General features: G+C 59.1%; 20 protein-coding genes and 3 tRNA genes. 8 read left to right on the top strand and 15 right to left on the bottom strand.

The window, feature by feature from the left end; translation table 11 throughout:
* Position 1 precedes the first annotated feature (1 nt).
* From IFT99_RS20335 to fabI, 4 genes are read left to right on the top strand one after another with little or no spacing between them, the layout of a single operon-like run.
* On the top strand, positions 2-1,075 hold the full coding sequence (locus tag IFT99_RS20335) for a microcin C ABC transporter permease YejB (RefSeq protein WP_122624745.1): 1,074 nt from the start codon (positions 2-4) through the stop codon (positions 1,073-1,075).
* 1 nt (position 1,076) lies between these two features.
* Positions 1,077-2,096, top strand: coding sequence for an ABC transporter permease (locus IFT99_RS20330; protein WP_192134665.1), 1,020 nt, complete (start codon positions 1,077-1,079; stop codon positions 2,094-2,096).
* 1 nt (position 2,097) lies between these two features.
* Complete coding sequence (locus tag IFT99_RS20325; RefSeq protein ID WP_192134663.1) at positions 2,098-3,708, top strand: ABC transporter ATP-binding protein; 1,611 nt, start codon at positions 2,098-2,100, stop codon at positions 3,706-3,708.
* Between the two features lie 19 nt (positions 3,709-3,727).
* Entirely contained in the window at positions 3,728-4,522 is a 795-nt protein-coding gene (fabI, locus tag IFT99_RS20320; protein ID WP_065986448.1) for an enoyl-ACP reductase FabI, read from the top strand.
* A 2,172-nt stretch (positions 4,523-6,694) separates the two neighbouring features.
* On the opposite strand, the gene IFT99_RS20315 is transcribed toward fabI, so the two are convergent.
* The 9 genes from IFT99_RS20315 to IFT99_RS20275 form a co-directional block, all read right to left on the bottom strand.
* Positions 6,695-8,569, bottom strand: coding sequence for a SurA N-terminal domain-containing protein (locus tag IFT99_RS20315; protein ID WP_192134661.1), 1,875 nt, complete (start codon positions 8,567-8,569; stop codon positions 6,695-6,697).
* Positions 8,570-8,808: 239 nt separating this feature from the next.
* Complete coding sequence (locus tag IFT99_RS20310) at positions 8,809-9,081, bottom strand: HU family DNA-binding protein (protein ID WP_065986445.1); 273 nt, start codon at positions 9,079-9,081, stop codon at positions 8,809-8,811.
* A gap of 136 nt (positions 9,082-9,217) precedes the next feature.
* On the bottom strand, positions 9,218-11,614 hold the full coding sequence (lon, locus tag IFT99_RS20305; protein ID WP_192134659.1) for an endopeptidase La: 2,397 nt from the start codon (positions 11,612-11,614) through the stop codon (positions 9,218-9,220).
* A 201-nt stretch (positions 11,615-11,815) separates the two neighbouring features.
* Positions 11,816-13,099 carry an ATP-dependent Clp protease ATP-binding subunit ClpX gene (clpX, locus tag IFT99_RS20300; RefSeq protein ID WP_037013640.1) on the bottom strand — a complete coding sequence of 428 codons (1,284 nt, stop codon included), beginning with the start codon at positions 13,097-13,099 and terminating at the stop codon, positions 11,816-11,818.
* Positions 13,100-13,214: 115 nt separating this feature from the next.
* Positions 13,215-13,856 (bottom strand): ATP-dependent Clp endopeptidase proteolytic subunit ClpP, encoded by a 642-nt coding sequence (gene clpP, locus IFT99_RS20295; protein ID WP_065986441.1) that lies wholly within the window; start codon positions 13,854-13,856, stop codon positions 13,215-13,217.
* 91 nt (positions 13,857-13,947) lie between these two features.
* The gene (gene tig / locus IFT99_RS20290) at positions 13,948-15,258 is read right to left on the bottom strand and encodes a trigger factor (protein WP_192134657.1); all 1,311 of its coding nucleotides are present in this window, start codon (positions 15,256-15,258) and stop codon (positions 13,948-13,950) included.
* A gap of 374 nt (positions 15,259-15,632) precedes the next feature.
* Positions 15,633-15,717: transfer RNA gene (locus tag IFT99_RS20285), tRNA-Leu, on the bottom strand.
* A gap of 57 nt (positions 15,718-15,774) precedes the next feature.
* Positions 15,775-15,850 (bottom strand) — tRNA-His (locus IFT99_RS20280).
* 59 nt (positions 15,851-15,909) lie between these two features.
* A tRNA-Arg gene (locus IFT99_RS20275) sits at positions 15,910-15,986 on the bottom strand.
* Positions 15,987-16,296: 310 nt separating this feature from the next.
* Here IFT99_RS20275 and folD point away from each other — a divergent pair.
* Positions 16,297-17,151, top strand: a complete 855-nt coding sequence (folD, locus tag IFT99_RS20270) for a bifunctional methylenetetrahydrofolate dehydrogenase/methenyltetrahydrofolate cyclohydrolase FolD (protein WP_192134655.1) — start codon at positions 16,297-16,299, stop codon at positions 17,149-17,151.
* A gap of 89 nt (positions 17,152-17,240) precedes the next feature.
* On the opposite strand, the gene IFT99_RS20265 is transcribed toward folD, so the two are convergent.
* From IFT99_RS20265 to IFT99_RS20240, 6 genes are all read right to left on the bottom strand, one after another.
* On the bottom strand, positions 17,241-19,046 hold the full coding sequence (locus IFT99_RS20265) for an ABC transporter substrate-binding protein (RefSeq protein ID WP_065986437.1): 1,806 nt from the start codon (positions 19,044-19,046) through the stop codon (positions 17,241-17,243).
* 97 nt (positions 19,047-19,143) lie between these two features.
* Positions 19,144-19,416, bottom strand: coding sequence for a DUF2160 domain-containing protein (locus IFT99_RS20260; protein ID WP_065986436.1), 273 nt, complete (start codon positions 19,414-19,416; stop codon positions 19,144-19,146).
* Positions 19,417-19,427: 11 nt separating this feature from the next.
* Entirely contained in the window at positions 19,428-20,228 is an 801-nt protein-coding gene (locus tag IFT99_RS20255) for a carbohydrate ABC transporter permease (RefSeq protein WP_074892149.1), read from the bottom strand.
* A 27-nt stretch (positions 20,229-20,255) separates the two neighbouring features.
* The gene (locus tag IFT99_RS20250) at positions 20,256-21,122 is read right to left on the bottom strand and encodes a carbohydrate ABC transporter permease (protein ID WP_192134653.1); all 867 of its coding nucleotides are present in this window, start codon (positions 21,120-21,122) and stop codon (positions 20,256-20,258) included.
* On the bottom strand, positions 21,115-22,245 hold the full coding sequence (locus IFT99_RS20245) for an ABC transporter ATP-binding protein (protein ID WP_065986432.1): 1,131 nt from the start codon (positions 22,243-22,245) through the stop codon (positions 21,115-21,117). The genes IFT99_RS20250 and IFT99_RS20245 overlap by 8 nt, the downstream gene beginning before the upstream one ends.
* Complete coding sequence (locus tag IFT99_RS20240; RefSeq protein WP_065986430.1) at positions 22,245-23,339, bottom strand: ABC transporter ATP-binding protein; 1,095 nt, start codon at positions 23,337-23,339, stop codon at positions 22,245-22,247. Before IFT99_RS20240 ends, IFT99_RS20245 begins: the two co-directional genes overlap by 1 nt.
* A 355-nt stretch (positions 23,340-23,694) precedes the next feature.
* Between IFT99_RS20240 and IFT99_RS20235 the strand changes: the two genes are divergently transcribed.
* From IFT99_RS20235 to IFT99_RS20225, 3 genes are all read left to right on the top strand, one after another.
* Complete coding sequence (locus IFT99_RS20235) at positions 23,695-25,548, top strand: sigma-54-dependent Fis family transcriptional regulator (RefSeq protein WP_192134651.1); 1,854 nt, start codon at positions 23,695-23,697, stop codon at positions 25,546-25,548.
* Positions 25,549-25,742: 194 nt separating this feature from the next.
* A complete protein-coding gene (locus IFT99_RS20230) occupies positions 25,743-25,982 on the top strand; it encodes a type II toxin-antitoxin system Phd/YefM family antitoxin (protein ID WP_065986546.1) in 240 nt (79 codons plus the stop codon).
* On the top strand, positions 25,979-26,356 hold the full coding sequence (locus IFT99_RS20225) for a type II toxin-antitoxin system VapC family toxin (protein WP_065986426.1): 378 nt from the start codon (positions 25,979-25,981) through the stop codon (positions 26,354-26,356). The genes IFT99_RS20230 and IFT99_RS20225 overlap by 4 nt, the downstream gene beginning before the upstream one ends.
* The last annotated feature ends 167 nt before the right edge of the window (positions 26,357-26,523 follow it).

The following is a 26,523-nucleotide window of genomic DNA, read 5'->3' as shown; positions in this document are numbered from 1 at the left end:
CATGCTGGCCTACATTCTGCGGCGCTTGCTGCTGATCATCCCGACCCTGTTCGGCATCCTGCTGATCAACTTCGTCATCATCCAGGCCGCGCCGGGCGGCCCGGTGGAGCAGATGATCGCCAAGCTCGAAGGCTTCGAAGGCGCCACCAGCCGCATCGCCGGTGGCGGCGCTGAAGTCTCGGTGGCCGGCTCGACCTATCGCGGCGCACAGGGCCTGGACCCGAGCCTGATCAAAGAAATCGAGCACATGTACGGCTTCGACAAATCGGCGCCGGAACGCTTGTGGATCATGGTCAAGAACTACGCACATCTGGATTTCGGCGACAGTTTCTTCCGCGACGCCAAGGTCATCGACCTGATCGTCGAGAAGATGCCGGTGTCGATCTCCCTCGGGCTGTGGAGCACGCTGATCATGTACCTGGTGTCGATCCCCCTGGGGATCGCCAAAGCCACGCGCCATGGCAGCCATTTCGACGTGTGGACCAGCTCGGCGATCATCGTCGGCTACGCCATTCCGGCGTTCCTGTTTGCCATCCTGCTGATCGTGGTGTTCGCCGGCGGCAGTTACTTCGACTGGTTCCCGTTGCGCGGGCTGACGTCGAGCAACTTCGATGAGATGAGCTGGCTGGGCAAAGTGGGCGATTACTTCTGGCACTTGGTGCTGCCGATCACCGCGCTGGTCATCGGCAACTTCGCCACCATGACCCTGCTGACCAAAAACAGCTTTCTCGACGAGATTGGCAAGCAGTACGTGATCACGGCCAAGGCCAAGGGCCTGACCCAGCGTCGAGTCCTCTACGGCCACGTGTTCCGCAACGCCATGCTGCTGGTGATCGCCGGTTTCCCGTCGGCGTTCATTGGCATCTTCTTCACCGGCTCCCTGCTGGTGGAAGTGATCTTCTCCCTCGACGGCCTTGGCCTGATGAGCTTCGAAGCCGCGATCAACCGTGATTACCCGGTGGTGTTCGGCACGCTGTTCATCTTCACCCTGCTGGGGCTGGTGGTGAAACTGATTGGCGACCTGACCTACACGCTGGTCGACCCACGCATCGACTTCGACCGCAGGGATCATTGATATGACGTTGTCCCCCCTCAATCGACGCCGTTTCGAACGCTTCAAGGCCAACAAGCGTGGCTGGTGGTCGTTGTGGCTGTTTCTGATCCTGTTCGGCGCCAGCCTGGGCGCCGAGCTCATCGCCAACGACAAACCCCTGGCCGTGCGCTACGACGGCGAGTGGTACTTCCCGGTGTTCAAGCGCTACCCGGAAACCACCTTCGGCGGTGAATTCCCGCTGGAAGCCAACTACAAGAGCCCGTATATCAAAGAGCTGCTGGCGGCCAAAGACGGATGGACGCTGTGGGCGCCGATTCCGTACAGCTACCAGAGCATCAACTACGACCTGAAAGTCCCGGCCCCTGCACCACCGTCGCGAGAGAACCTGCTGGGCACCGACGATCAGGGCCGCGACGTGCTGGCGCGGGTGATCTACGGCTTCCGCGTGTCGGTGCTGTTCGCCCTGACGCTGACGATCCTGAGCTCCATCATCGGCGTGATCGCCGGGGCGCTGCAGGGTTTCTACGGCGGCTGGGTCGATCTGATCGGCCAGCGCTTTCTGGAAATCTGGTCCGGGCTGCCGGTGCTGTACCTGTTGATCATCCTCGCCAGCTTCGTGCAGCCCAACTTCTGGTGGCTGCTGGGCATCATGCTGCTGTTCTCGTGGATGAGCCTGGTGGACGTGGTGCGCGCCGAGTTTCTGCGTGGCCGCAACCTGGAATACGTGCGCGCCGCCCGGGCGCTGGGCATGGAAAACGGCGCGATCATGTTCCGCCACATCCTGCCCAACGCGATGGTCTCAACCATGACCTTCATGCCGTTCATCCTCACCGGCGCGATCGGCACCCTGACCGCGCTGGATTTCCTCGGCTTCGGCCTGCCCGCCGGTTCGCCTTCGCTGGGCGAACTGGTGGCGCAAGGCAAATCCAACCTGCAGGCGCCGTGGCTGGGCATCAGCGCCTTTGCCGTGCTGGCGATCATGCTGAGCCTGCTGGTGTTCATCGGCGAATCCGCCCGCGACGCATTCGACCCGAGGAAATGAGATGAATCAGGACAATCTGGTCGAAATCCGCGACCTCTCCGTCGAATTCGTGAACGGCACCAACGTCCAGCGGGTGGTCGAGGGAATCAGCTTCGACATCCGCAAGGGCGAAACCCTGGCGCTGGTCGGCGAAAGCGGATCGGGCAAGTCAGTCACCGCCCACTCGATCCTGCGGCTGCTGCCCTACCCGCTCGCGCGTCATCCGACCGGGACGATTCGCTACGCCGGTGATGACCTGCTGACAGTCAGCGAGAAGCGCCTGCGCGGCATTCGCGGCAACCGCATCGCGATGATCTTCCAGGAGCCGATGACGTCGCTGAACCCGCTGCAGTCCATCGAAAAGCAGATCAACGAAGTGCTCGGCCTGCACAAGGGCCTGACCGGCAAGGCCGCGACGCGGCGCACGCTGGAGCTGCTGGATCTGGTGGGCATTCCGGAACCGGCCAAGCGCTTGAAGGCTCTGCCCCACGAGCTATCCGGCGGCCAGCGTCAGCGGGTGATGATTGCCATGGCCCTGGCCAACGAGCCCGAATTGTTGATCGCCGATGAGCCCACCACTGCGCTGGATGTCACGGTGCAGCTGAAAATCCTCGAGCTGCTCAAGGAATTGCAGGCCCGGCTGGGCATGGCCTTGCTGCTGATCAGCCATGATTTGAACGTCGTCAGGCAAATTGCCAACCGAGTATGTGTCATGCAGCGCGGTTGCATCGTCGAACAGGCATCGTGCGAAGAGCTGTTTCGCGCGCCGCGGCATCCGTACACCCGTGAACTGCTCAGCGCCGAGCCCAAGGGCGGGCCGGCGAACAACCCGCCGGGCGCGCCGATGCTGGAAGTTGAAGACCTGAGGGTCTGGTTTCCGATCAAGAAAGGCGTGTTCAAGCGCACGGTGGATCACGTCAAGGCGGTCGACGGCATCCATTTCAGTCTGCCCAAGGGCCAGACGCTAGGGATTGTCGGCGAGAGCGGCTCGGGCAAATCGACGCTGGGCCTGGCGATCCTTCGGTTGATTCGCAGCGAAGGCGAGATACGCTTTCACGGGCAATCGCTTAGCGGGATGAATCAGCATCAGGTCAGACCGCTGCGGCGGCAGATGCAGGTGGTGTTTCAGGACCCGTTCGGCAGCCTCAGCCCGCGCATGTCGGTGTGTGACATCGTCGGCGAAGGCCTGCGGATTCATAAGATGGGAACCCCGGTGGAACAGGAAGCCGCCGTGGTTGAAGCGCTCAAGGAAGTGGGCCTGGATCCGGCCACCCGGCACCGCTACCCCCACGAGTTTTCAGGGGGACAGCGGCAAAGGATCGCCATTGCCCGGGCATTAGTGTTAAAACCGGCGCTGATTTTGCTGGACGAGCCGACATCGGCCCTCGACCGCACCGTTCAGCGTCAAGTGGTGGAGCTGTTACGCTCCCTGCAAACCAAGTACAACCTGACGTATTTGTTCATCAGCCATGACTTGGCGGTGGTCAAGGCGTTAAGCCACCAACTGATGGTGGTCAAGCAAGGCCAAGTGGTCGAACAGGGTGTGGCAGAAGACATCTTCGCCGCACCGCAACATCCTTATACACAGCAGCTGCTGGAGGCCGCCTTCTTGGCGCCGGCAGCTGTCGATTAACCTGAAGAGGAACAAAACAATGGGTTTTCTCGCCGGTAAGCGCGTCCTGATCGTCGGTGTCGCCAGCAAATTGTCCATCGCATCCGGTATCGCTGCCGCCATGCACCGTGAAGGCGCTGAGCTTGCTTTCACCTATCAGAACGAAAAACTCAAGAAGCGCGTCGAGGAATTCGCCGAGGGTTGGGGTTCGAACGCCGACCTGTGCTTCCCTTGCGACGTCGCCAGCGACGAAGAAATCGCCAAGGTCTTCGAAGAACTGAGCAAAAAGTGGGACGGCCTGGACTGCATCGTGCACTCCGTTGGCTTCGCGCCGGGCGACCAGCTGGACGGTGACTTCACCCAAGCCACCACCCGTGAAGGTTTCCGTATCGCTCACGACATCAGCGCCTACAGCTTCGTGGCGCTGGCCAAAGCCGGCCGCGACCTGATGAAGGGCCGCAACGGCAGCCTGCTGACCCTGTCGTACCTGGGTGCCGAGCGCACCATGCCGAACTACAACGTGATGGGCATGGCCAAGGCCAGCCTTGAAGCCGGCGTCCGTTACCTGGCCCGCAGCCTCGGCCCGGACGGTACCCGTGTCAACGCGGTATCGGCTGGCCCGATCCGTACCCTCGCCGCTTCGGGTATCTCCAACTTCCGCAAGATGCTGGCGGCCAACGAGGCGCAGACTCCATTGCGTCGCAACGTGACCATTGAAGAAGTGGGTAACGCTGGCGCTTTCTTGTGCTCTGACCTGGCGTCCGGTGTCAGTGGCGAGATCATGTACGTCGACGGTGGTTTCAATACCACGGCGATGGGTGATCTGGAAGGTTGAGGGTTGCTTGCCCCTTTTCAGAGTGATGACGCTCTGAAGCCTGGCGCACGACCTGTAAGCGCCGGCTAGCTGGCGAAAGCGGTGGATCAGACGGCCCTGTGGCTGGATGATCTGCCGTTTTTTTTCGCCTTGGGTTTCTTTGGTGAGATCGGCCCTGGAGTAGCGTGATAATTCCAGGCCGCGGGTGGCGCTGACAGGGTTCTGCCAGAGGCAGAACTGTTTCGCCTTCGGCGAGTTACTTGGAAAAGCACCCCAAGTAACCAAGGGTGCTTGCTCCTGGCTAGGTTCCTCCTACGTCGGAATTCCCTCACTCCGACGCCGCTCCGTGGGCCCGCGCCGAACGGACATCCATGTCCTAGCGGCGCTCTCGCGGCATCCATGCCGCTCGGCCCACTGCGCGTCGTCTGCGTTCGGCCTGCACCCAAGTCGCGATAGGTGTCGTCTGGGCGTTATGTGCTTGAAGATCAAGATCTAGATCAACAGCAACAGCTTCCCGGCTAAAGCCGGTCCCACTTAAAGCACCGCGGACCCACAGTAGGACCGGCTTCAGCCGGGAAGCTGTTGACCTGCTTTTGATCTTTGAACACAGAAAGCTCAGACACCGCAGAACGCGACTTGGGTGCAGGCTGAACGCAGGTTTCGCGCAGTGGGCCGAGCGGCATGGATGCCGCGAGAGCCGCCCCCCGCCATAGATGGCGGATGGCGGCGGGCCCACGGAGCGAGACCGGAGTGAAGGAACCCTGACGAAGGAGGGGCCAAACCAGGAGCAGGCACCCTTGGTTACTTGGGGTGCTTTTCCAAGTAACTCGCCGAAGGCGAAATGTCTGCCGTGAGGCAGACGCTCTTGATCTTGGTACAGTCAGCCGCGCCGCAGACCCGGGGACAGATTAATTTACGGTGAAGCGTTGTAAATAAATCAGTCCCCTTTCACACCACTTTCACACCCTTTCACAAAAAGTGCCTGCTCCCGGTTTGGCCCGACTTCGTCGGGTTCCGGGGTGTCCGGGCTACCGCGTATAAGATCAAGATCAACAGCAAAAGCTTCCCGGCTAAAGCCGGTCCTACCAAGAAATCGCATGCATCCAGTGGGACTGGCGCCGACTGTAGGACCGGCTTTAGCCGGGAAGCTGTTGATCTGCTTTTGATCTTCATACACACAAAGCTCAATCACCGCCAATCGCGACTTGGGTGCAGGCTGAACGCAGGTCTCGCGGAGTGGGCCGAGCCGCATGGATGCGGCGAGAGCGCCGTCAGGACATGGATGTCCGTTCGGCGCGGGCCCACGGAGCGAGACCGGAGTGAAGGAACCCCGAGGAACGAGGGGCCTAACTAGGAGCAAGCACCCTTGGTTACTTGGGGTGCTTTTCCAAGTAACTCGCCGAAGGCGAATTGTCTGCCGTGAGGCAGACGCTCTTGATCTTGGTACAGTCAGCCGCGCCGCAGACCCGGGGACAGATTAATTTACGGTGAAGCGTTGTAAATAAATCAGTCCCCTTTCACACCACTTTCACACCCTTTCACAAAAAGTGCCTGCTCCCGGTTTGGCCCGACTTCGTCGGGTTCCGGGGTGTCCGGGCTACCGCGTATAAGATCAAGATCAACAGCAAAAGCTTCCCGGCTAAAGCCGGTCCTACCAAGAAATCGCATGCATCCAGTGGGACTGGCGCCGACTGTAGGACCGGCTTTAGCCGGGAAGCTGTTGATCTGCTTTTGATCTTCATACACACAAAGCTCAATCACCGCCAATCGCGACTTGGGTGCAGGCTGAACGCAGGTCTCGCGGAGTGGGCCGAGCCGCATGGATGCGGCGAGAGCGCCGTCAGGACATGGATGTCCGTTCGGCGCGGGCCCACGGAGCGAGACCGGAGTGAAGGAACCCCGAGGAACGAGGGGCCTAACTAGGAGCAAGCACCCTTGGTTACTTGGGGTGCTTTTCCAAGTAACTCGCCGAAGGCGAATTGTCTGCCGTGAGGCAGACGCTCTTGATCTTGGTACAGTCAGCCGCGCCGCAGACCCGGGGACAGATTAATTTACGGTGAAGCGTTGTAAATAAATCAGTCCCCTTTCACCACCTCGCCGCAGGTGCCTCGGACCGCGTGTTCCGAACACCGGCCACAAAAAAGCCCCGACTCTCGCGAGTCGGGGCTTTCTGTTAACAGCGTTATGCGTCGATCAATACTTCTCGATCTTCGCCGCTGCTTCCAACTGCTTACGGTAGGCCGCGAAATCCTGCTGACCCTCACGGGACGACAGGAAACGACGGTACTGGCTCTTCTCCTCATCCGACGCCGGCGCCGCCTGATTCACGCCATTCAGACGCACAATCACAAAGCTGCCATCCGCCGCCGTCAGGCTGCCATAAACCGGCTTGTCCTTGCCTTCCGGCTTCGGCATACGGAATACAGCCTGCAGCACCTGAGGATCGACACCCTCCTGGCTGCGTGAGGCCGCTTCCACGACCTTCCAGCTCTGGCCTTCCTGCTTGGTCGCCGCATACGGCACTTTACCGTCACGCAGGCCTCCCAGCAGCGCCTCGCCCTTGGTCTTCACCGCATCGCTGGCATGTTCCTTCGCCAGTTGCGCACGAATCGGCGCCGATACCGCTTCCAACGGCAACTGCTCAGGCTGACGGTGCTCTTTGACATGCACCACCACCACGGTCTCGGGATCCAGCTCCAGCGCGGAACTGTTGGAACCCTCTTCCATCACTTCCGGGCTGAAAGCCGCCTGAATCACCGCACGGTTGGCTGCAACGCCTTCGCCACCCTCGCGACCGAACGGCGCAGTGGTCTGCACTTTCAGTCCCAGATCCTGAGCAGGCTGCGACAGATCCGACGCTTCGAACGCCGCGTCTTCCAGTTTCTTGCTTGCATCGACAAACTTCTGCTCGACCTGCTGAGACTTCAGGTCGTGGGTCAGCTTGTCTTTCAGACTGGCGAACGTCGGCACCGACGGTGCTTCAACGCCCAGCAGCTTGATCAAGTGCCAGCCGAACTGACTGCGAACAGGTGCGGACACCTGATCCTTGTTCAGCGCGTACAGCGCGTCCTCGAAGGCCGGGTCATAGACCCCCTTGCCGGCATAGCCCAAGTCACCGCCCTTGGTCGACGAGCCCGGATCCTGGGAGAACTCCTTGGCCAGCGCAGCGAAATCTTCGCCTTTGGCCACACGCTGCTGGATTTCTTCAATCTTGGCTTTCGCCTGAGCGTCCGTGGTCTTGTCGTTGACTTCGATCAGGATGTGGGCCGCACGGCGCTGCTCGGCCAAGTTGGCGATCTCTTTCTGATACGCCGCCTGCAGGTCTTCGTCCTTCACCGACACTTTGTCGAAGAAGGAGGACTTCTTCAGTTCGATGTAGTCGAGGACCACTTGCTCAGGACTCAGAAACTCTTTGGCGTGCTGATCGTAGTGCGCCTTGATCTCGTCGTCGGTGACTTTCACGCTCGACGGATCGGCCGGCAGGGTCAGCGTCGCGAAATCCCGGGTCTGTTTTTCCAGACGGGCGAATGCGTCGACTTGGGCGTCAGTGACGAATGCACTGCCGCCAATACCGGCACGAATCTGGCCGATCAGCATTTCCTGGCCCAGGATCTGGCGGAACTGCAGACGGGAATAGCCGAGCTGGCGAATGACCTGATCGAAGCGATCAGCACTGAATTTACCGTCGACCTGAAATTCAGGGGTCAGCAGCATCTGCTGGTCCAGCGCAGCTTCGGAGAAACCGAACTTGGAATCGGCGGCGCCCTGCAACAGCAGCTTGCGGTCGATCAAGCCCTTGAGGGCCGAGTCACGCAGCATCTTTTCGTTGAGCATTGCAGGATCGAAATCCTTGCCCAGCTGTTGCATCAGCTGACGGCGTTGCATTTCAACCGCTTGACCCAGTTCAGCCTGGGTGACTTCTTCGCCATTCACCTTCGCAGCATCCTGCGAGTGGCTGGTTGCGCGGAAGATGGCATCGAACCCGGTCAGGGCCATCAGAGCGATGATGACCCCGATGATGGTTTTGGCAATCCAGCCCTGTGAATTGTCCCTGATATTCTGCAGCATGTATCCCCCAGAGGGTTGTACTCGACTCACCAGGCTGCTGCACACGGTAACGCGGAGCGTGGGTTGAATCCGGATAGAAGAAAGGCGCATCGGAGGATGCGCCTTCTCGTAACTTGCAAAGCGGACGGGGTTCGATGTGCGTTCCCCGAGTGACAGTCCAGCGCTTGACCAACCGCACTTGCCGCTTCACGCCCTGAACAGAGATAACGCTGTCCTGGGCGGGCAAAGTAAAAAGAAACTTAGTTGACGGCTTCTTTCAGAGCTTTACCGGCTTTGAAACCTGGTTTCTTGGCCGCTGGAATTTCCAGGGTTTTACCGGTCTGAGGGTTACGGCCGGTACGGGCAGGACGATCAGTGACAGAGAACGTGCCGAAGCCTACCAGTACAACAGAGTCGCCACCCTTGAGAGCGCCAGTGACGGATTCGATTACAGCGTCCAGCGCACGGCCGGCAGCAGCTTTCGGGATGTCAGCGGATGCGGCGATGGCATCAATCAGTTCCGACTTGTTCACTCTAAGTCCCCTTATGTATTTGAGTATTTCTAAGTTTTTTTTGGTGTAACCAAACGAACACTGAGCGGCCTGAACAGGCTTGAAGAGCCGCTTTATAGCAAGGGCTCCAAAAACCTGTCAAGGAAGGCCTCCCAGACTAATGCGTGCTGATCCTCTCCTTGGCGTCAGACTCGCGCTTTTCATCCTTGGCAACCATCTCGGGAGCCACGTCCGGCAAGGGCTCTGGCGCGTATTGCAGCGCAATTTGCAAGACCTCGTCAATCCATTTAACCGGTTTGATCTGCAGGTCGGCCTTGATGTTGACAGGGATCTCCTTCAGATCGCGAACGTTCTCCTCGGGGATGATCACTGTCTTGATGCCACCACGGTGAGCAGCCAGCAATTTCTCCTTGAGACCGCCGATTGCCAGCACCTGTCCACGGAGGGTGATTTCACCCGTCATGGCCACGTCGGCACGAACCGGAATCCCGGTCAGGGCGGACACCAGCGCCGTGCACATGCCTACGCCTGCGCTCGGGCCGTCTTTTGGCGTCGCACCTTCCGGCATATGGATGTGCGTGTCGCGCTTCTCGTGGAAGTCCAGAGGGATGCCCAGGCTCTTCGCACGGCTGCGCACAACGGTCAGCGCGGCAGTGATCGACTCGACCATCACATCGCCCAGCGAACCGGTCTTGATCAGTTGACCCTTGCCCGGAACGACCGCCGCTTCGATGGTCAGCAGCTCGCCACCCACCTGCGTCCACGCCAGACCGGTCACCTGACCGACCTGATCCTGCTGCTCGGCGAGGCCATAACGGAATTTGCGCACACCCAGGAAGTTCTCGAGCATGTCCGCGGTCACGGTCACGGAGAAACGCTTCTCGTGGGCGTGTTCCTTGACCGCTTTACGGCACACCTTGGCGATCTGACGCTCGAGGCTACGTACGCCCGCTTCACGGGTGTAGTAACGGATGATGTCGCGAATCGCCTCGACCTCGAACTCGACCTCGCCTTTCTTCAAGCCGTTGGCAGCGATCTGCTTGGGCGAGAGGTACTTGGTGGCGATGTTGATCTTCTCGTCTTCGGTGTAACCGGGCAGACGAATCACTTCCATACGGTCAAGAAGCGCCGGTGGAATGTTCATCGAGTTGGCGGTGCACAGGAACATTACGTCGGACAGGTCGTAGTCGACTTCCAGGTAATGGTCGTTGAAGTTGTGGTTCTGCTCGGGGTCGAGCACTTCCAGCAATGCCGACGCCGGGTCACCGCGCATGTCACTGCCCATCTTGTCGATTTCATCGAGCAGGAACAACGGGTTGCGCACACCAACCTTGGTCATTTTCTGGATCAGACGACCAGGCATGGAACCGATGTAGGTGCGACGGTGGCCACGAATTTCAGCTTCATCGCGCACGCCGCCCAGCGCCATACGGACGAACTTGCGGTTGGTGGCGTGGGCGATCGACTCCGCCAGCGAGGTTTTACCCACACCAGGAGGACCGACCAGGCACAACACCGGGCCGCGAATCTTCTTCACGCGCTTTTGCACGGCGAGGTATTCGAGGATGCGCTCTTTGACTTCATCCAGACCGTAGTGGTCGGCGTCGAGGATGTCCTCGGCGCGGGCGAGGTCCAAACGGACCTTGCTCTGAGCCTTCCACGGCACCTGAACCAGCCAGTCGATGTAGGAACGAACGACGGTGGCCTCGGCGGACATCGGCGACATCTGCTTGAGCTTGTTGAGCTCAGCGGTCGCTTTGGTCATCGCGTCTTTAGGCAGACCGGCGGCATCGATGCGCTTTTTCAGCTCTTCGATTTCGTTGTGGCCCTCTTCGCTGTCGCCGAGCTCCTTCTGAATAGCCTTCATCTGCTCATTCAGGTAGTACTCGCGCTGACTGCGCTCCATCTGTTTTTTCACGCGACCGCGGATGCGCTTCTCGACCTGCAGCAAGTCAATTTCGGCATCCAGCAACGCCAGCACGTGTTCGACACGGGCCGACAGGTCAATGATCTCGAGAATTTCCTGCTTCTGTTCGATCTTCAGCGCCATGTGGGCAGCCATGGTGTCGACCAGACGACCCGGCTCATCGATGCTGTTGAGGGAGGAAAGCACTTCCGCCGGGACTTTTTTGCCCAGTTGGACGTATTGTTCGAACTGAGCCAGCAGGCTGCGGACGAAGACCTCGGATTCACGATCCGGCGCGTCCACTTCATCGATCAGCGCGACTTCGGCGCGGCAATGGCCGTCGACCTCGATGAAGCGCTCGACCGAGCCACGCTGCTCGCCTTCAACCAGAACCTTCACAGTGCCATCCGGCAGCTTCAGCAGCTGCAGCACGGTGGCGACGGTGCCAACGTTGTACAGCGCGTCTTCACCGGGATCGTCGTCGGCCGGGTTCCGTTGCGCCAGCAGCAGGATTTGCTTGTCGCCGGTCATCGCCGCTTCAAGGGCCTCGATCGACTTCTCGCGCCCCACGAACAGCGGAATAACCATATGCGGGTAAACCACAACATCGCGCAGTGGCAAGAGAGGCAGTTCAATGGTCGTCTTCATGATTTCGCCTCTACGGCGGCCTTCAGGCCATGGACAGATATAAATAAGCTGAAAATCAAGATGGGGGTTGAACCTTAAAAAAACAAGCGCCGCTTTGAGTTAAAGCGAAAGGACCCTGAAACGCGGGCCGGACTTGAGGGAAACGCGAAAAGGGCCCGAGGGCCCTTTTCGTTTCCAGTCGCCCGGTGCGTTGCCAGCAGGCTACGCGTCCGGTGCCGCCTTGGCAGGTGGCTCGCTGTTTTCATAGATCAACAGCGGCTTGGAGGTGCCCTCGATCACGCTCTCATCGATAACCACCTTGCTCACGTCGGATTGCGACGGGATCTCGTACATGGTGTCGAGCAGAACGCCCTCGAGGATGGAGCGCAGACCGCGAGCACCAGTCTTGCGCTCAAGCGCACGACGGGCAACCGATTTCAACGCATCCGGGCGGAACTCGAGGTCCACGCCTTCCATTTCGAACAATTTGCCGTATTGCTTGGTCAGCGCGTTCTTCGGTTCGGTCAGAATCTGCATCAGCGCAGCTTCGTCCAGTTCGTCCAGCGTCGCCAGTACAGGCAGACGACCCACGAACTCCGGGATCAGACCGAACTTGACCAGATCGTCAGGCTCGACTTCACGCAGGGATTCGCCGACCTTCTTGCCCTCTTCCTTGCTGCGCACTTCGGCGTTGAAGCCGATGCCGCCTTTGGTGGAGCGATTCTGGATGACCTTTTCCAGGCCAGAGAACGCACCGCCGCAGATGAAGAGGATATTGCGCGTGTCCACCTGCAGGAATTCCTGCTGTGGGTGCTTGCGACCACCTTGAGGCGGAACGGAAGCCACGGTGCCTTCAATCAGCTTCAGCAAGGCCTGCTGCACGCCCTCGCCCGACACATCACGGGTGATGGAAGGGTTGTCGGACTTGCGCGAAATCTTGTCGATCTCGTCGATGTAGACGATACCCATCTGGGCCTTTTCGACATCGTAATCGCACTTCTGCAACAGCTTCTGAATGATGTTCTCGACGTCCTCACCCACATAACCAGCTTCGGTCAGGGTGGTGGCGTCGGCGATGGTGAAAGGAACGTTGAGCAAACGAGCCAGCGTTTCCGCCAGCAGGGTCTTGCCGGAGCCCGTCGGGCCGATCAGCAGGATGTTGCTCTTGCCCAGCTCAACGTCGTCGTTTTTCTTGTCGCGCTGGTTCAGTCGCTTGTAGTGGTTGTACACCGCTACTGCGAGAACCTTTTTGGCACGCTCCTGACCAATGACGTACTGGTCAAGGATGCCGCTGATTTCTTTAGGCGATGGCAATTTATGCGCGCTGCTTTCGGCCTGTGCTTCCTGCACCTCCTCGCGGATGATGTCGTTGCACAGGTCGACGCACTCGTCACAAACAAATACCGAGGGGCCGGCAATCAACTTGCGCACTTCATGCTGGCTTTTGCCGCAGAAGGAGCAATAAAGCAGTTTGCCGTTGTCCTCGCCGTTGCGGGTGTCAGTCATTCGATCGATCCAATCCGGTAGGCTTGCAACACAAGATGAAGGCAATTGCTCGATTTTTCAAGTCCGCAGGCGGCACGGAAGTACCGACCGCCCGGGATCATTGCCCTTCACGCAGTCATTTGGTCATTTGACGCCGATCGATGACCGAGTCCACCAGACCGTATTCGGCAGCGCGTTCTGCGCTCATGAAATTGTCGCGGTTGGTGTCGCGTTCGATCGTTTCGAGCGACTGGCCGGTGTGGTGCGCCAGCAGTTCGTTCAGACGTTGACGGATGAACAGGATTTCCCGTGCGTGGATGTCGATGTCCGACGCCTGGCCCTGAAAACCGCCCAACGGCTGGTGAATCATGACCCGGGAGTTCGGCAGTGCGAAACGCTTGCCCTTGGCGCCACCGGCCAACAGGAAAGCGCCCATGCTGCAGGCCTGGCCCATGACGGTCGTGGAAACGTCAGGCTTGATGAACTGCATGGTGTCGTAGATCGCCATGCCCGCAGTCACCGAACCGCCTGGGGAGTTGATGTAAAGATGGATATCCTTGTCCGGGTTTTCCGCTTCAAGGAACAGCAGCTGCGCCGAGATGAGGTTGGCCATGTAGTCTTCAACCGGACCGACCAGGAAGATGACGCGTTCCTTGAGCAGGCGGGAGTAGATGTCATAGGCGCGCTCGCCACGGGCGGACTGCTCGATAACCATCGGGACCAGGCCGCCAGCGGCCTGGATGTCAGAGTTCTGCTGAATATAAGAATTGCGGGACATGTCTCGCATTCACTCCCAAATAGTCATGTCTTGAATACGCATAAGCCAGCGCGAAGGCTGGCTTATGGTGTTTTCGAACGAGAGAAGGAAATCAGTCGGCTTGTGGAGCTTCAACCGGCTTGACTGCCTCTTCGTACGAGACCGCTTTATCGGTCACGCTCGCTTTCTGCAAAACAGTATCCACAACTTGTTCTTCCAGCACAACCGAACGAACTTCGTTCATTTGCTGTTCGTTCTTGTAGTACCAGGCCACAACCTGCTCTGGCTCCTGGTAAGCGGAAGCCATTTCCTGAATCAGCTCGCGAACGCGGGTGTCGTCAGGCTTGAGGTCGAACTGCTTGACGACTTCAGCCACGATCAGACCCAGTTCAACGCGGCGCTTGGCCTGCTCTTCGAACAGCTCTGCCGGCAGCTGGTCAGGCTTGATGTTGCCGCCGAACTGCTGAACAGCCTGGACGCGCAGACGGTTCACTTCGTTTTCCAGCAGCGCTTTAGGCACTTCGATCGGGTTGGCGGCCAGCAGACCGTCCATTACCTGATTCTTGACCTTGGACTTGATGGCCTGACGCAGCTCGCGCTCCATGTTCTTGCGAACTTCGGTGCGGAAGCCTTCGATGTTGGTTTCCTTGATGCCGAACTGCTTGAAGAACGTTTCGTTCAGCTCAGGCAGGGTCGGTGCCGACACAGTATTGACAGTGACGGTGAACTCGGCGGTTTTGCCAGCCAGCTCCAGATTCTGATAATCCTCTGGGAAGGTCAGGTTCAGAACGGGCTCTTCGCCGGCTTTGGCGCCAACCAGACCGTCTTCGAAACCCGGGATCATGCGACCCGAACCCAGCACCAGCTGAGTACCGGTGGCCGAACCGCCAGCGAATGCTTCACCGTCGATCTTGCCAACGAAGTCGATGTTCAGCTGGTCTTCGTTTTGCGCAGCGCGGTCGGCTACTTCGAAGCTGACATTCTGCTTGCGCAGGATTTCCAGCATGTTGTCCAGATCGGAATCAGCGACGTCAGCCGACAGACGCTCGACGGAAATGGAGTCGAAACCGGCAACGGTAAATTCAGGGAACACTTCGAAAGTAGCGATGTACTCGAGGTCCTTGCCCTTTTCGAAGGTTTTCGGCTCGACGGAAGGTGCGCCAGCCGGGTTCAGCTTTTGCTCGACGACGGCTTCGTAGAAGGTCGCCTGGATCAGGTCGCCCAGTGCGTCTTGACGAGCACCGTCTTCGTAACGCTGGCGGATCACGCTCATAGGCACTTTGCCTGGGCGGAAGCCCGGGATCTTGGCTTTACGTGCGGTCTGCTGCAGACGCTTGTTGACTTCAGTCTCGATGCGCTCAGCGGGCACGCCAATGGTCATGCGGCGCTCGAGAGCGGAAGTGTTTTCAACAGAAACTTGCATGGATATTCCTCGTTGCACAGACGTTAGCCGGCCGTTTCCGACCCCAGAATCAAGGGCAAGCATTCTAGTGGGTCAAACTCAAGAAGTCACCCTACTGAACAAGGGTAAATAAAGTGGCATGCAGCCCGGGTATCGCAGACGAATGTTTCAGCCTGCGCGAGGTGTCTGGAACGCACCTGATACGCCCCTATATAAAGGAAGCAAAAGGACGACCGAAACATGATCCAGTCCCTGGAAGCACACCGGACGAGCCCCGCGTTCCTGGACCCATCAAGCTCGCACCGCGTCAAAAAGCAGTACGCTGAAACAAAAAAAGCCGCACAAGGCGGCCTTCTTTCATCCCTCAACACCCGAGGTGTTGCGAGACCTGTAACTGGTGCGGACGGAGAGACTCGAACTCTCACACCTTGCGGCGCTGGAACCTAAATCCAGTGTGTCTACCAATTCCACCACATCCGCGTTTTAAAGCGCTTAAAGCAAAGGCGCCAGATTATGAATCTGGCGCCTTTTCGAATATGGGGTGGACGAAGGGGATCGAACCCTCGACAACGGGAGTCACAATCCCGTGCTCTACCAACTGAGCTACGCCCACCATATTGCGTTGTAACCGACGCATTCAACTTGAATGCTACTTGTGCCAAAGCTGCCTAATGGCGCACCCGGCAGGACTCGAACCTGCGACCATCCGCTTAGAAGGCGGATGCTCTATCCAGCTGAGCTACGGGCACTTATTTCATTTGCCTTCGTAAGACTGCAAATTAAGAGCTTTCAATCACGCTGAGCAGATCTTAACTCTACCTGACTTATTCAACCTTTCGACCTGATTTGCCGCTTCCGGCTAATCCTGTGTGGGGTTGTGCCCGACAAGTGCGACGAATCTTATAGACGGCCCAAAAGGTCGTCAACACTTTTTTCAAAAAAATTCAGTTAATTAAAGGGGTTAGCTTATTAAGCGGACCAACCGTCTTTGCCCTTGGGTCAGGTCATGCGAGAATGCGCGCTCTTTTTCCCTCCCCTTCCGATGGTTAATCACGCGTAATGACTGCAAAACTAATAGACGGCAAAGCGATCGCAGCCAACCTGCGCCAGCAGATCGCCCAACGAGTCGCCCAGCGTCGCCAGCAAGGCCTGCGCACGCCGGGCCTCGCGGTGATTCTGGTCGGCAGCGACCCCGCCTCTCAGGTTTACGTCTCGCACAAACGCAAAGACTGCGAAGAGGTCGGCTTCATCTCCCAGGCCTATGACCTGCCCAGTGAAACCACCCAGACCGAACTGACCGATCTGATCGATCGTCTCAACGACGACCCGGCCATCGACGGCATCCTGCTGCAACTGCCGCTGCCCGAGCATCTGGAATCTTCCAGCCTCCTGGAGCGCATCCGCCCGGATAAAGACGTCGATGGCTTCCACCCCTACAACGTAGGGCGACTGGCCCAGCGCATTCCACTGCTGCGGCCCTGCACCCCCAAGGGCATCATGACCCTGCTGGAAAGCACCGGTGTCGACCTGTACGGCAAGGACGCGGTCGTGGTGGGCGCTTCCAACATCGTCGGTCGTCCGATGGCGATGGAGCTGCTGCTGGCGGGCTGCACCGTGACCGTAACCCATCGCTTCACTCAGGACCTGGCCGGACACGTGGGCCGTGCCGATCTGGTGGTCGTGGCGGCGGGCAAGCCGGGCCTGGTCAAGGGCGAGTGGATCAAGGAAGGCGCGATCGTTATCGACGTCGGCATCAACCGTCAGGATGACGGCAAGCTGGTGGGTGATGTGGTGTACGACACCGCCCTGCCCCGTGCCGGCTGGATCACGCCAGTGCCAGGCGGCGTTGGCCCTATGACCCGCGCCTGCCTGCTGGAAAACACACTGTACGCGGCAGAAACGCTGCACGGCTGATCATTCAAGCCGACGCATCAAGACGCGCACATGAAAAACGGCACCCGAGGGTGCCGTTTTTTTATGGGCTGAACGTGGAAGCGTGCAGCTTACTTCTTGGCCGCTTCCCAGCTCTTCAAGAGGTCGGAGTAAGCGATGGTTTCGCCCTTCGGCTTCTCGTTGGCCAGTTTGCGCTGCGGTGCGAGGAAGGCACCGTTGCTCTTCTCGGCTTTGGTGTACCACTCTTCCGCCGAGGTTTCCGGGTTCATCTTCGGCGCGCAACCGCTTGGTTCCTGAACCTTGGAGCGCTCGATCCGGGTCATGATTGCATCCTGGTCCTTGGCCAGACCGTCGAGAGCCGCCTGCGCGGTTTTCTCGCCGGTAACGGCTTCAGCCACATGACTCCACCACAGCTGTGCCAGCTTCGGATAGTCCGGAACGTTGGTGCCGGTTGGCGACCATTGCACGCGGGCCGGGCTGCGATAGAACTCGACCAGACCACCGAGTTTCGGCGCCAGGGCGGTCATCTCTTTGGAGTTGATGTCCGATTCACGAATCGGCGTCAGGCCCACGATGGTTTTCTTCAGCGAGACGGATTTCGACGTCACGAACTGCGCGTAAAGCCAGGCGGCCAGGCGTTTCTTCTCCTCGGTGGACTTGAGGAAGGTCCAGGAGCCCACGTCTTGGTAACCCAGCTTCATGCCCTCTTTCCAGTAAGGGCCTTTTGGCGATGGAGCCATGCGCCATTTCGGCGTGCCGTCGGCATTCATGACCGGCAGACCCGGCTTGGTCATGTCGGCGGTGAAAGCGGTGTACCAGAAGATCTGCTGAGCAACGTTACCCTGGGACGGCACCGGGCCGGACTCGGAGAACGTCATGCCTGCCGCTTCAGGCGGCGCGTAGGCCTTGAGCCAGTCGATGTACTTCTGAGTGGCGTACACAGCGGCCGGGCCGTTGGTGTCGCCGCCGCGGGTAATGCTCGAACCGACCGGGTGGCAGTCCTCTACGCGGATACCCCACTCGTCGACCGGAAGACCGTTCGGCAAGCCTTTGTCGCCGCTGCCGGCCATGGAGAACCAGGCATCGGTGAAGCGCCAGCCCAGGGACGGGTCTTTCTTGCCGTAGTCCATGTGACCGTAGACTTTCTTGCCGTCGAGTTCCTTGACGTCTTCGCTGAAGAACTTGGCAATGTCTTCATAGGCCGACCAGTTCACCGGAACGCCCAGCTCGTAGCCGTATTTGGCCTTGAATTTCTCTTTCAGGTCAGGACGCTCGAACCAGTCGGCGCGGAACCAGTAAAGGTTGGCAAACTGCTGGTCAGGCAGCTGATAGAGCTTGGCCGGCGTAACGACTTTGCCGGACGCGTCTTTGACTTCTGGCGACGTGGTGAACGAGGTGCCGATGAAGTCCTTGAGGTCGAGGGTCGGAGAAGTGACTTTCGCCCCTTCCGGGCTGGCCATCAGGTCTGTCAGAGACATCGCCTTGCCGTAGCGGAAGTGCGTACCGATCAGGTCGGAGTCGTTCACCCAGCCGTCATAGATACTCTGGTTGGACTGCATGGCGGTCTGCAGTTTCTCGATCACGTCGCCTTCCTGCAGCAGGTCGTGGGTGACCTTGATGCCGGTGATTTCGGTGAACGCCTTGGCCAGGGTTTTGGATTCGTATTCATGGGTGGTCAAGGTTTCGGACACCACCTTGATGTCCATGCCGCGGAACGGCTCGGCGGCCTTGATGAACCACTCCAGTTCCTTGAGCTTCTCGGCATCGGAGAGCGTGCTCGGCTTGAACTCGCTGTCGGCCCATTTCTTCGCCGCATCCTCGTACTGATCGGCCCAAGCCGACACGCTCAAGCCACTGAGCATTACCATCGTCGCTACCGTCACACTATGTCGCAGCTTGTTTTTCTTATTGAACATAGACACCTCTTGTGTTGATTCTTATGTGATCCCGCGTTTCAACCTTCGTCATTCGTTCGCGGCACAAGCGCGTCTGCGCTTGCACCGTCAAAACCTTTCAACCCCAACGCATCACCACCAACAGCCAGACCAGGGACAACCCGGAGGCCACCCAGATATCCCAGCTCGTCGCGCCGATGACCAGCAGATGCAGGTAAGCGCTTCCGAGCAGGCCGATGAACAGACGATCGCCGCGCGTGGTGGCAATCGGCAGAAAACCGCGACGCTCAATACTCGCCGAACGCAGTTCCCAGGCCGTCATCGCCACCAGAATCGCGGCGATGGACGCAAAGAAAATAGCAGTTGGCAGGGTCCAGGACATCCACTCCATTTTTCGACTCCTCAGACACGACCAAGAGCAAAGCCCTTGACCACGTGATTACGAACGAACCAGATCACCAGCATGCCCGGCAGAATGGTCAACACCCCCGCCGCTGCCAGCACCCCCCAATCGATCCCCGACGCTGAAACGGTACGGGTCATGACCGCCGCGATCGGCTTGGCATTGACCGAGGTGAGCGTGCGCGCCAGCAACAATTCGACCCAGGAGAACATGAAGCAGAAGAACGCCGTGACACCGATGCCCGAGCCGATCAGCGGGATGAAAATCTTGCCGAAGAACTTGGGAAAGCTGTAGCCATCGATGTAAGCCGTTTCGTCAATCTCCTTGGGAACCCCGGACATGAACCCTTCCAGAATCCACACCGCCAGCGGCACGTTGAACAAACAATGCGCCAACGCTACCGCAATGTGCGTGTCGAACAGGCCGATGGACGAATAAAGCTGGAAGAACGGCAGCAGGAAAACCGCCGGTGGTGCCATCCGGTTGGTCAGGAGCCAGAAGAACAGGTGTTTGTCGCCGAGGAAACGATAGCGTGAAAACGCGTAGGCCGCAGGCAACGCGACGCTCAGCGATATCACCATATTCAGGCAGACGTAGTACAGCGAGTTGATGTAGCCGCTGTACCAGCTTTCGTCGGTGAAGATAACCTTGTAGTTCGCCAACGTGAAGTCCTGTGGGAACAGGGTCAGGCCGCCGAGGATTTCGGTGTTGGTCTTGAACGACATGTTGACCAGCCAGTAGATCGGCACCAGCAGAAACAGCAGGTAGATCCACAGCGGTATGAGCTTTTTGAACGACACTTTCTCGCGCTTGTTCATGGGCGCTCCTCAGTTCTTTTCGCTGTGGGTCATGGCGGTGTAGAACACCCACGACACCAACAGAATGATCAGGAAATACACCAGCGAGAACGCCGCCGCAGGGCCCAGGTCGAACTGGCCGAGGGCCATGGTCGTCAGGGTCTGGCTGAGGAAGGTCGTGGAGTTGCCCGGACCGCCTCCGGTAAGCACGAACGGCTCGGTGTAGATCATGAAGCTGTCCATGAAGCGCAGCATCACGGCGATGAGCAGCACGCTTTTCATCTTCGGCAGCTGGATGTGTCGGAACACGGCCCAGTTGGACGCCCGATCGATTCGTGCCGCCTGGTAGTACACGTCCGGAATGGCGCGCAGCCCCGAATAGCACAGCAACGCCACCAGTGAGGTCCAGTGCCAGACGTCGATGACCAGCACGGTCACCCAGGCGTCCGACGCATTGGCCGCGTAGTTGTAGCTGATGCCCAGCACGTCGTTGAGGACCCAGCCCAGCAGGCCGATGTCGCCACGGCCGAAGATCTGCCAGATGGTGCCGACCACGTTGAAGGGAATCAGCAACGGAATGGTCATGACGATCAGGCACAGCGACGACCAGCGACCCTTGGTCGGCATGGTCAGGGCGATGCCGATGCCCAGCGGGATTTCAATCAGCAGCACGCACCCGGAGTAGATGAACTGGCGCAGCAGCGAGTCATGCAGACGCGGGTCCTGCAGCACTTGCCGGAACCAGTCGGCGCCGACGAAGTAGCGGCTGGACTGGTCGAAGATGTCCTGCACCGAATAGTTGACCACGGTCATCATCGGAATGATGGCGCTGAACGCCACCAGCAGGAACACCGGCAGCACCAGCCACCAGGCCTTGTTGTTTTGCACTTTAGTCATGGGACACCTCGCTGGCCGGCAGTGTGTTCGTGGCGGCCTCCAGCAGAAATTCATCGGCGTAGAGCATCAGCCATTGCGCCGGGAAACTGATCCAGGCCTGGCCCTGGGGCACCGGCTTGTCTTCCTGCAGGCGCACTTTCAGCGACTGGCCGGCCAGGTTGACGGTGATGATCTTGTAGGTCCCCAGGTCCTCGACATAGGTCACCTCGGCCTGCATGGCGTCGTCGTTGGGGCTGTCCCAGACGTGTACGAACTCGGGGCGAATCCCGACTTTCAGCGTGCTCCACTGAGTCGATGCAAGGCGCTGCTGCAGGGCATCGGGCAATGGCAGGTGAATGCCGCCAAAGCCCACGCCGCCGGCTTCAGGCTTGACCTCGATGAGGTTCATGCCGGGGCTGCCGATGAAGTAGCCGACGAAGGTGTGGTGCGGCTTTTCGAACAGTTCACGCGGGGTGCCGAACTGGACGATCTGGCCGCCGTACATCACCGCGATCTTGTCGGCGAAGGTGGAGGCCTCCAACTGATCGTGGGTGACGTAAACCATGGTGATGTTGAACTGCTCGTGAATCTGCTTAAGCTTGCGGCGCAGTTTCCACTTCAGGTGCGGGTCGATCACGGTCAGCGGTTCGTCGAACAGAATCGCCGACACGTCATCGCGGACCAGTCCGCGGCCCATGGAGACTTTCTGTTTTTCGTCAGCGGTGAGGCCTTTGGCTTTCTTGCTCAACAACGGCTGCAGATCCAGCACGTCGGCGATTTCCTGCACCTTGATCTTCACTTTCGCTTCCGGCATGCCCTGATTGCGCAGCGGAAACGCGAGGTTGTCGTACACCGTCATGGTGTCGTAGACCACCGGAAACTGGAAAACCTGAGCGATGTTGCGCTCCTCCGGCGACATGTCGTTGACCACCGTGGTGTCGAACATGACCTTGCCTTCAGACGGGCTGAGCAGGCCGGAGATGATATTGAGCAGGGTCGATTTGCCGCAGCCGGACGGGCCGAGCAAGGCATACGCGCCGCCCTGCTCCCAGATGTGGGTCATTTCCCGGATGGCATAGTCTTCAGGGCCGGTCGGATTGGCGCTGTAGCTGTGCGCGAGTTTTTGCAAGCGGATCTCGGCCATCAGGCAACCCTCGCCATGCGCAGGCCCGGCGCCTGAATCAGGCCGCCCTGCTGATCGAATACGAACAGTTTGTGAGTCGGGATGTACACGCGAATCGGCGTGTCCACGTCGTACTCGTGGACGCCCGGCAGATGCAGCACCAGCGAGAAATGCTCGTTGCGCACGTGCAGAAAGGTTTCCGAACCGCTGATCTCGGCGAGTTCGACGGTCACCGCCAGTTCGAGGTCGTCGTCGTTGGACGGCACCAGGCTGAGATGGCTCGGGCGCACGCCAAAGCGGTATTCGCCGTCACCGATGCTGCGCAGGTCAACATTCAGCGGGAAGTGCACGAAATTGGCGAAGCTGACTTCGTTGCCTTCGATACGGCCGGGCATCAGGTTGATCGGCGGCTCGGAGAACAATTCGGCGGCCAGCACGGTTTTCGGCTGGTGATACACCTCGGGCGTGCGGCCGCTCTGGATCACGCGGCCTTCGTGCAGAATCGTGGTGGTCCCGCCCAGCGCCAGCGCTTCGTTCGGCTCGGTGGTGGCGTAAATGGCGATGGTGTTGCGCGTTTCGAACAGCTGGCGCATTTCCTGACGCAGCTCTTCGCGCAGCTTGTAGTCGAGGTTGACCAGCGGCTCATCGAACAGAATCAGCTCGGCGTCCTTGACCAGCGCCCGCGCCATGGCCGTGCGCTGCTGCTGACCGCCGGACAATTCGAGGGGGTGACGGCTGAGGAATTTCTCGATGCGCAGCATCTTCGCGGTTTCGCGGACGCGTCGGTCGATTTCGTCTTTCGACATCTTGGCCTGGCGCAGCGGCGAGGCGATGTTGTCGTAGACGGTCATGCTCGGATAGTTGATGAACTGCTGATAAACCATCGAGACGTTTCGATGACGCACCGCGACCTGGGTGACATCTTTGCCATTCATCAGTATCCGGCCGCTGTCTGGCTTGTCCAGACCGGCCATCAAGCGCATCAGGCTGGTTTTGCCTGATAAGGTGCGCCCCAGCAATACGTTGAATGAGCCGGGTTCAAAGCTCAGCGAAGCATCGTCGATCCAGATCTGACCGTCGACGGCGCGGCTGACGTGCTCAAGCGTGAGAGACATGGCGTGCCCTTTTTATTTGTTTTGTTCGGGGTGTTGCGTGTATGCCGTATGGCAGGTCGTGACATCCGTTGACCGATTGTGCTGACCGATTGTTGGATAGCGACAATCGTGCCAACCGGCCCGCTCAGGCGCTTTCTGGCTGGGATACGCGGACTAGAGCGGTTGCGACAATTTGCCGCACAGACCGGCATTCGTTGATGAACGTAAATGAACAGGAAATGCTGAACACCTGAACAAAATGAACATTGACTTTGAACAATACTGAACAACAATGGGTGGACGTTTTCGAGCAGGGATGCTCTGCCTGGCGGCATCTCGACAACAACAAATAAAAGTACTCGGACGGAGCCATTTCATGGCCACAGCAGGCGCATCCCCCAGCCACGACATGATCATTCAGGACTCCTGGGCCCGTTGCCGCGAGTTCGGCCTCGACCACCAGTCACGCCCGTCCTTCGGTCGCCTGCCCGATCAGCAGGTTTCGCAGCTGCTCGAGCGCCATCATTCCCTGGTGCAGACTACCCATCAGCAGGTGCTGCCCTTCTACGAGAACATCCTGAGCAATTCCAATTGCCTGATCCTGCTCGCCGATCAGCAGGGCCAGGTGCTCAATTCCTGGGGCAACAAGCGCTTCGTCGAGCCGGATCAACAGCCGGGTTTCGTCGCCGGCGCCAGCTGGCTGGAGCAAAGCGCCGGCACCAATGCCATCGGCACTGCGCTGGCCTGTGAACAGGCTGTTCACATTGAACACGATGAACACTTTCTCAAGGCCAACCGTTTCATGACCGGGTCGGCGGCGCCGATTTTCGATGCGTCGCGGAGGATGATCGCGGTGCTCGATGTGTCCAGCGACAGCTTCCTGCCGCCTTCCCACACCCTTGGGATGGTCAAGATGATGAGCCAGACCATCGAAAACCGGCTGATCCTCGACCAGTTCCAGCACAGCCATTTTCAACTGGTGTTCAACACCGGCCTGAACAACCTCGACAGCCAGTGGGCCGGCCTGCTGGTGTTCGATGAAAGCGGCCGTGTGCTCTGCGCCAACCGCCGCGCCGACACCCTGCTGGGCGTCAGCCTGCTCAACGCCAACATCGAGAACCTGTTCAAAGCGCCGGTTGCCGATCTGCTTGACCAAATGGAAGGCCAGCCCTTCCCGCTCCAGGCGTCGGGCCACAACCGTTTCCATTGCGTGCTGAAGCGGCCGAAAGCACCGGTGCTCAAGCTCAGAACGGTGCCGGTGCAGGTGCCGATGCTGTCCCGCCCACTCGCGGTCGGTGTCATTGAGCCCGGCATGGGGGACGAGCGGGTCGAGAAAGCCGCGCGTCAGGGTCAGCGATTGCTGGAGAAGAACGTCCCGCTGTTGATCCTTGGCGAGACGGGTGTGGGCAAGGAAGTGTTCGTCAAGGCCCTGCACCGCGCCAGCTCCCGCGCCGATCAGCCCATGATTGCCGTGAACTGCGCGGCCATCCCGTCGGAGCTGGTCGAGGCTGAATTGTTTGGCTATGAAAAAGGCGCGTTCACCGGCGCTCACCATAAAGGCAGCATCGGGCTGATCCGCAAGGCGGACAAAGGCACGCTGTTTCTCGACGAGATCGGCGACATGCCGCTGCCGGTTCAAGCGCGTCTGTTGCGGGTGTTGCAGGAACGGTGTGTGCAGCCGGTTGGCAGCAGCGAGTTGTACCCAGTGGATATTCGGGTGATTTCCGCCACTCACTGCTCATTGCGCGAACATGTGCAGAACGGACGGTTTCGTCAGGATTTGTACTACCGCATCAGCGGCCTGAACCTGGAGTTGCCGCCGTTGCGGGATCGCAGCGACAAGCCCGCGCTGGTCCGTGCCATCTGGGAACAGCATCGCGAACCGCAGCAGACAGCAGGCTTTGAGCCACAGGTGATGGAGTTGTTCGAACGGCACCCGTGGCCGGGCAACCTGCGGCAGTTGAGCAACGTGATTCAGGTGGCGTTGGCGCTGGCCGATGATCAACCCATTTCCACGGAGCATCTGCCGGAAGACTTTTTTGCCGACCTGGCGATGGGCTGCGAGCGCGTCGAACCCGAGACAGTGTTCAACCGCAAGGCAGCGCTGGACACGCCGGAAGAGCTGAGTGAGTTGCTGCAGGCGGCCGGCGGGAATATCTCGCAGTTGGCGAAACGCCTGGGGGTGAGCCGGAACACGCTGTACAAGCGGCTGAGGGAACAGGGGTTTTGAAGGCTTAGATGGTTCCCACGCTCCGCGTGGCAACCCGCCGATGACGCTCCGCGCCAAATTAGACGCGGAGCGTCAGACGAGGTATTCCCACGCGGGGGGGGTCACCGCAATCAGCACAGAATTGTAACGGTGGCTTGGGCAAGAAGAATTATATGGCTATATTTGGCCAATATTTCCGAATGCGAGCATACGTCATGATTATCGTCCCTCTCGGTGAGGCCAAGGACAATCTGTCAAAACTGGTAGATGACGCTGCGGCGGGCCAGACTATCACGATCGCCAAACATGGTCGCGCAATGGCGCGCCTCGTCCCGATCGGGCGGCCCACCGGTAAACGCATCGGTGCTATGAAAGGTATTCTTCAACTACCGGACGACTTCGATGCGCCGCTTTCTGACTCTGTGCTGGATGATTTCGAAGGCAGTCGCCCATGAGGATACTGCTGGATACTCATATTCTTCTGTGGGCTCTGACTGACGACCCGAAGCTTTCTCCCAAAGCAAAAAAACTGATCGAAACCGCTACTGAGGTTTACATCAGCGCCGCCACGTTTTGGGAGATGTCGATAAAGATTGGCTTGGGGAAACTAACGGCTGATCTTGAGGAGATTCGCGAATACTGCCGAGACAGCGGCTTTATCGAGCTCCCTGTCAGCGTTGAACATGCAATCGCAGTCAAAGATCTGGAACACCATCATCGCGACCCATTCGATAGGCTAATCGTTGCTGCCGCCATCACTGAACCGATGAAGCTAATTACGTCAGACGCGATGGTTGCTAAGTACACGTCGCTCGCAGTGCTGGCTTGAGGCGCCCAAGCGCGAACGGCAGCAGGCCAGTAGAAATCAACAATTTGCCAAACGACCTTCGGGACGCTGATCGTTCCCACGCTCCGCGTGGTAACCCCGCCCAAGACGCTCCGCGTCAACGAAGACGCGGAGCGTCCGGCGAGGCATTCCCACGCGGAGCGTAGGAA

Source organism: Pseudomonas sp. CFBP 8772, from assembly GCF_014841665.1.
Taxonomy (GTDB): domain Bacteria; phylum Pseudomonadota; class Gammaproteobacteria; order Pseudomonadales; family Pseudomonadaceae; genus Aquipseudomonas; species Aquipseudomonas graminis_B.
This window is presented reverse-complemented; position numbering and strand designations above follow the sequence as displayed.

What these genes read in the sequence shown, in the direction of transcription:
- IFT99_RS20335 (WP_122624745.1), top strand. Translation starts at nt 2, where the DNA reads ATGCTGGCCTACATTCTGCGGCGCTTGCTGCTGATCATCCCGACCCTG.
- IFT99_RS20330 (WP_192134665.1), top strand. Translation starts at nt 1,077, where the DNA reads ATGACGTTGTCCCCCCTCAATCGACGCCGTTTCGAACGCTTCAAGGCC.
- IFT99_RS20325 (WP_192134663.1), top strand. Translation starts at nt 2,098, where the DNA reads ATGAATCAGGACAATCTGGTCGAAATCCGCGACCTCTCCGTCGAATTC.
- fabI (WP_065986448.1), top strand. Translation starts at nt 3,728, where the DNA reads ATGGGTTTTCTCGCCGGTAAGCGCGTCCTGATCGTCGGTGTCGCCAGC.
- IFT99_RS20315 (WP_192134661.1), bottom strand. Translation starts at nt 8,569, where the DNA reads ATGCTGCAGAATATCAGGGACAATTCACAGGGCTGGATTGCCAAAACC.
- lon (WP_192134659.1), bottom strand. Translation starts at nt 11,614, where the DNA reads ATGAAGACGACCATTGAACTGCCTCTCTTGCCACTGCGCGATGTTGTG.
- clpX (WP_037013640.1), bottom strand. Translation starts at nt 13,099, where the DNA reads ATGACTGACACCCGCAACGGCGAGGACAACGGCAAACTGCTTTATTGC.
- clpP (WP_065986441.1), bottom strand. Translation starts at nt 13,856, where the DNA reads ATGTCCCGCAATTCTTATATTCAGCAGAACTCTGACATCCAGGCCGCT.
- tig (WP_192134657.1), bottom strand. Translation starts at nt 15,258, where the DNA reads ATGCAAGTTTCTGTTGAAAACACTTCCGCTCTCGAGCGCCGCATGACC.
- folD (WP_192134655.1), top strand. Translation starts at nt 16,297, where the DNA reads ATGACTGCAAAACTAATAGACGGCAAAGCGATCGCAGCCAACCTGCGC.
- IFT99_RS20265 (WP_065986437.1), bottom strand. Translation starts at nt 19,046, where the DNA reads ATGTTCAATAAGAAAAACAAGCTGCGACATAGTGTGACGGTAGCGACG.
- IFT99_RS20260 (WP_065986436.1), bottom strand. Translation starts at nt 19,416, where the DNA reads ATGGAGTGGATGTCCTGGACCCTGCCAACTGCTATTTTCTTTGCGTCC.
- IFT99_RS20250 (WP_192134653.1), bottom strand. Translation starts at nt 21,122, where the DNA reads ATGACTAAAGTGCAAAACAACAAGGCCTGGTGGCTGGTGCTGCCGGTG.
- IFT99_RS20245 (WP_065986432.1), bottom strand. Translation starts at nt 22,245, where the DNA reads ATGGCCGAGATCCGCTTGCAAAAACTCGCGCACAGCTACAGCGCCAAT.
- IFT99_RS20240 (WP_065986430.1), bottom strand. Translation starts at nt 23,339, where the DNA reads ATGTCTCTCACGCTTGAGCACGTCAGCCGCGCCGTCGACGGTCAGATC.
- IFT99_RS20235 (WP_192134651.1), top strand. Translation starts at nt 23,695, where the DNA reads ATGGCCACAGCAGGCGCATCCCCCAGCCACGACATGATCATTCAGGAC.
- IFT99_RS20230 (WP_065986546.1), top strand. Translation starts at nt 25,743, where the DNA reads ATGATTATCGTCCCTCTCGGTGAGGCCAAGGACAATCTGTCAAAACTG.
- IFT99_RS20225 (WP_065986426.1), top strand. Translation starts at nt 25,979, where the DNA reads ATGAGGATACTGCTGGATACTCATATTCTTCTGTGGGCTCTGACTGAC.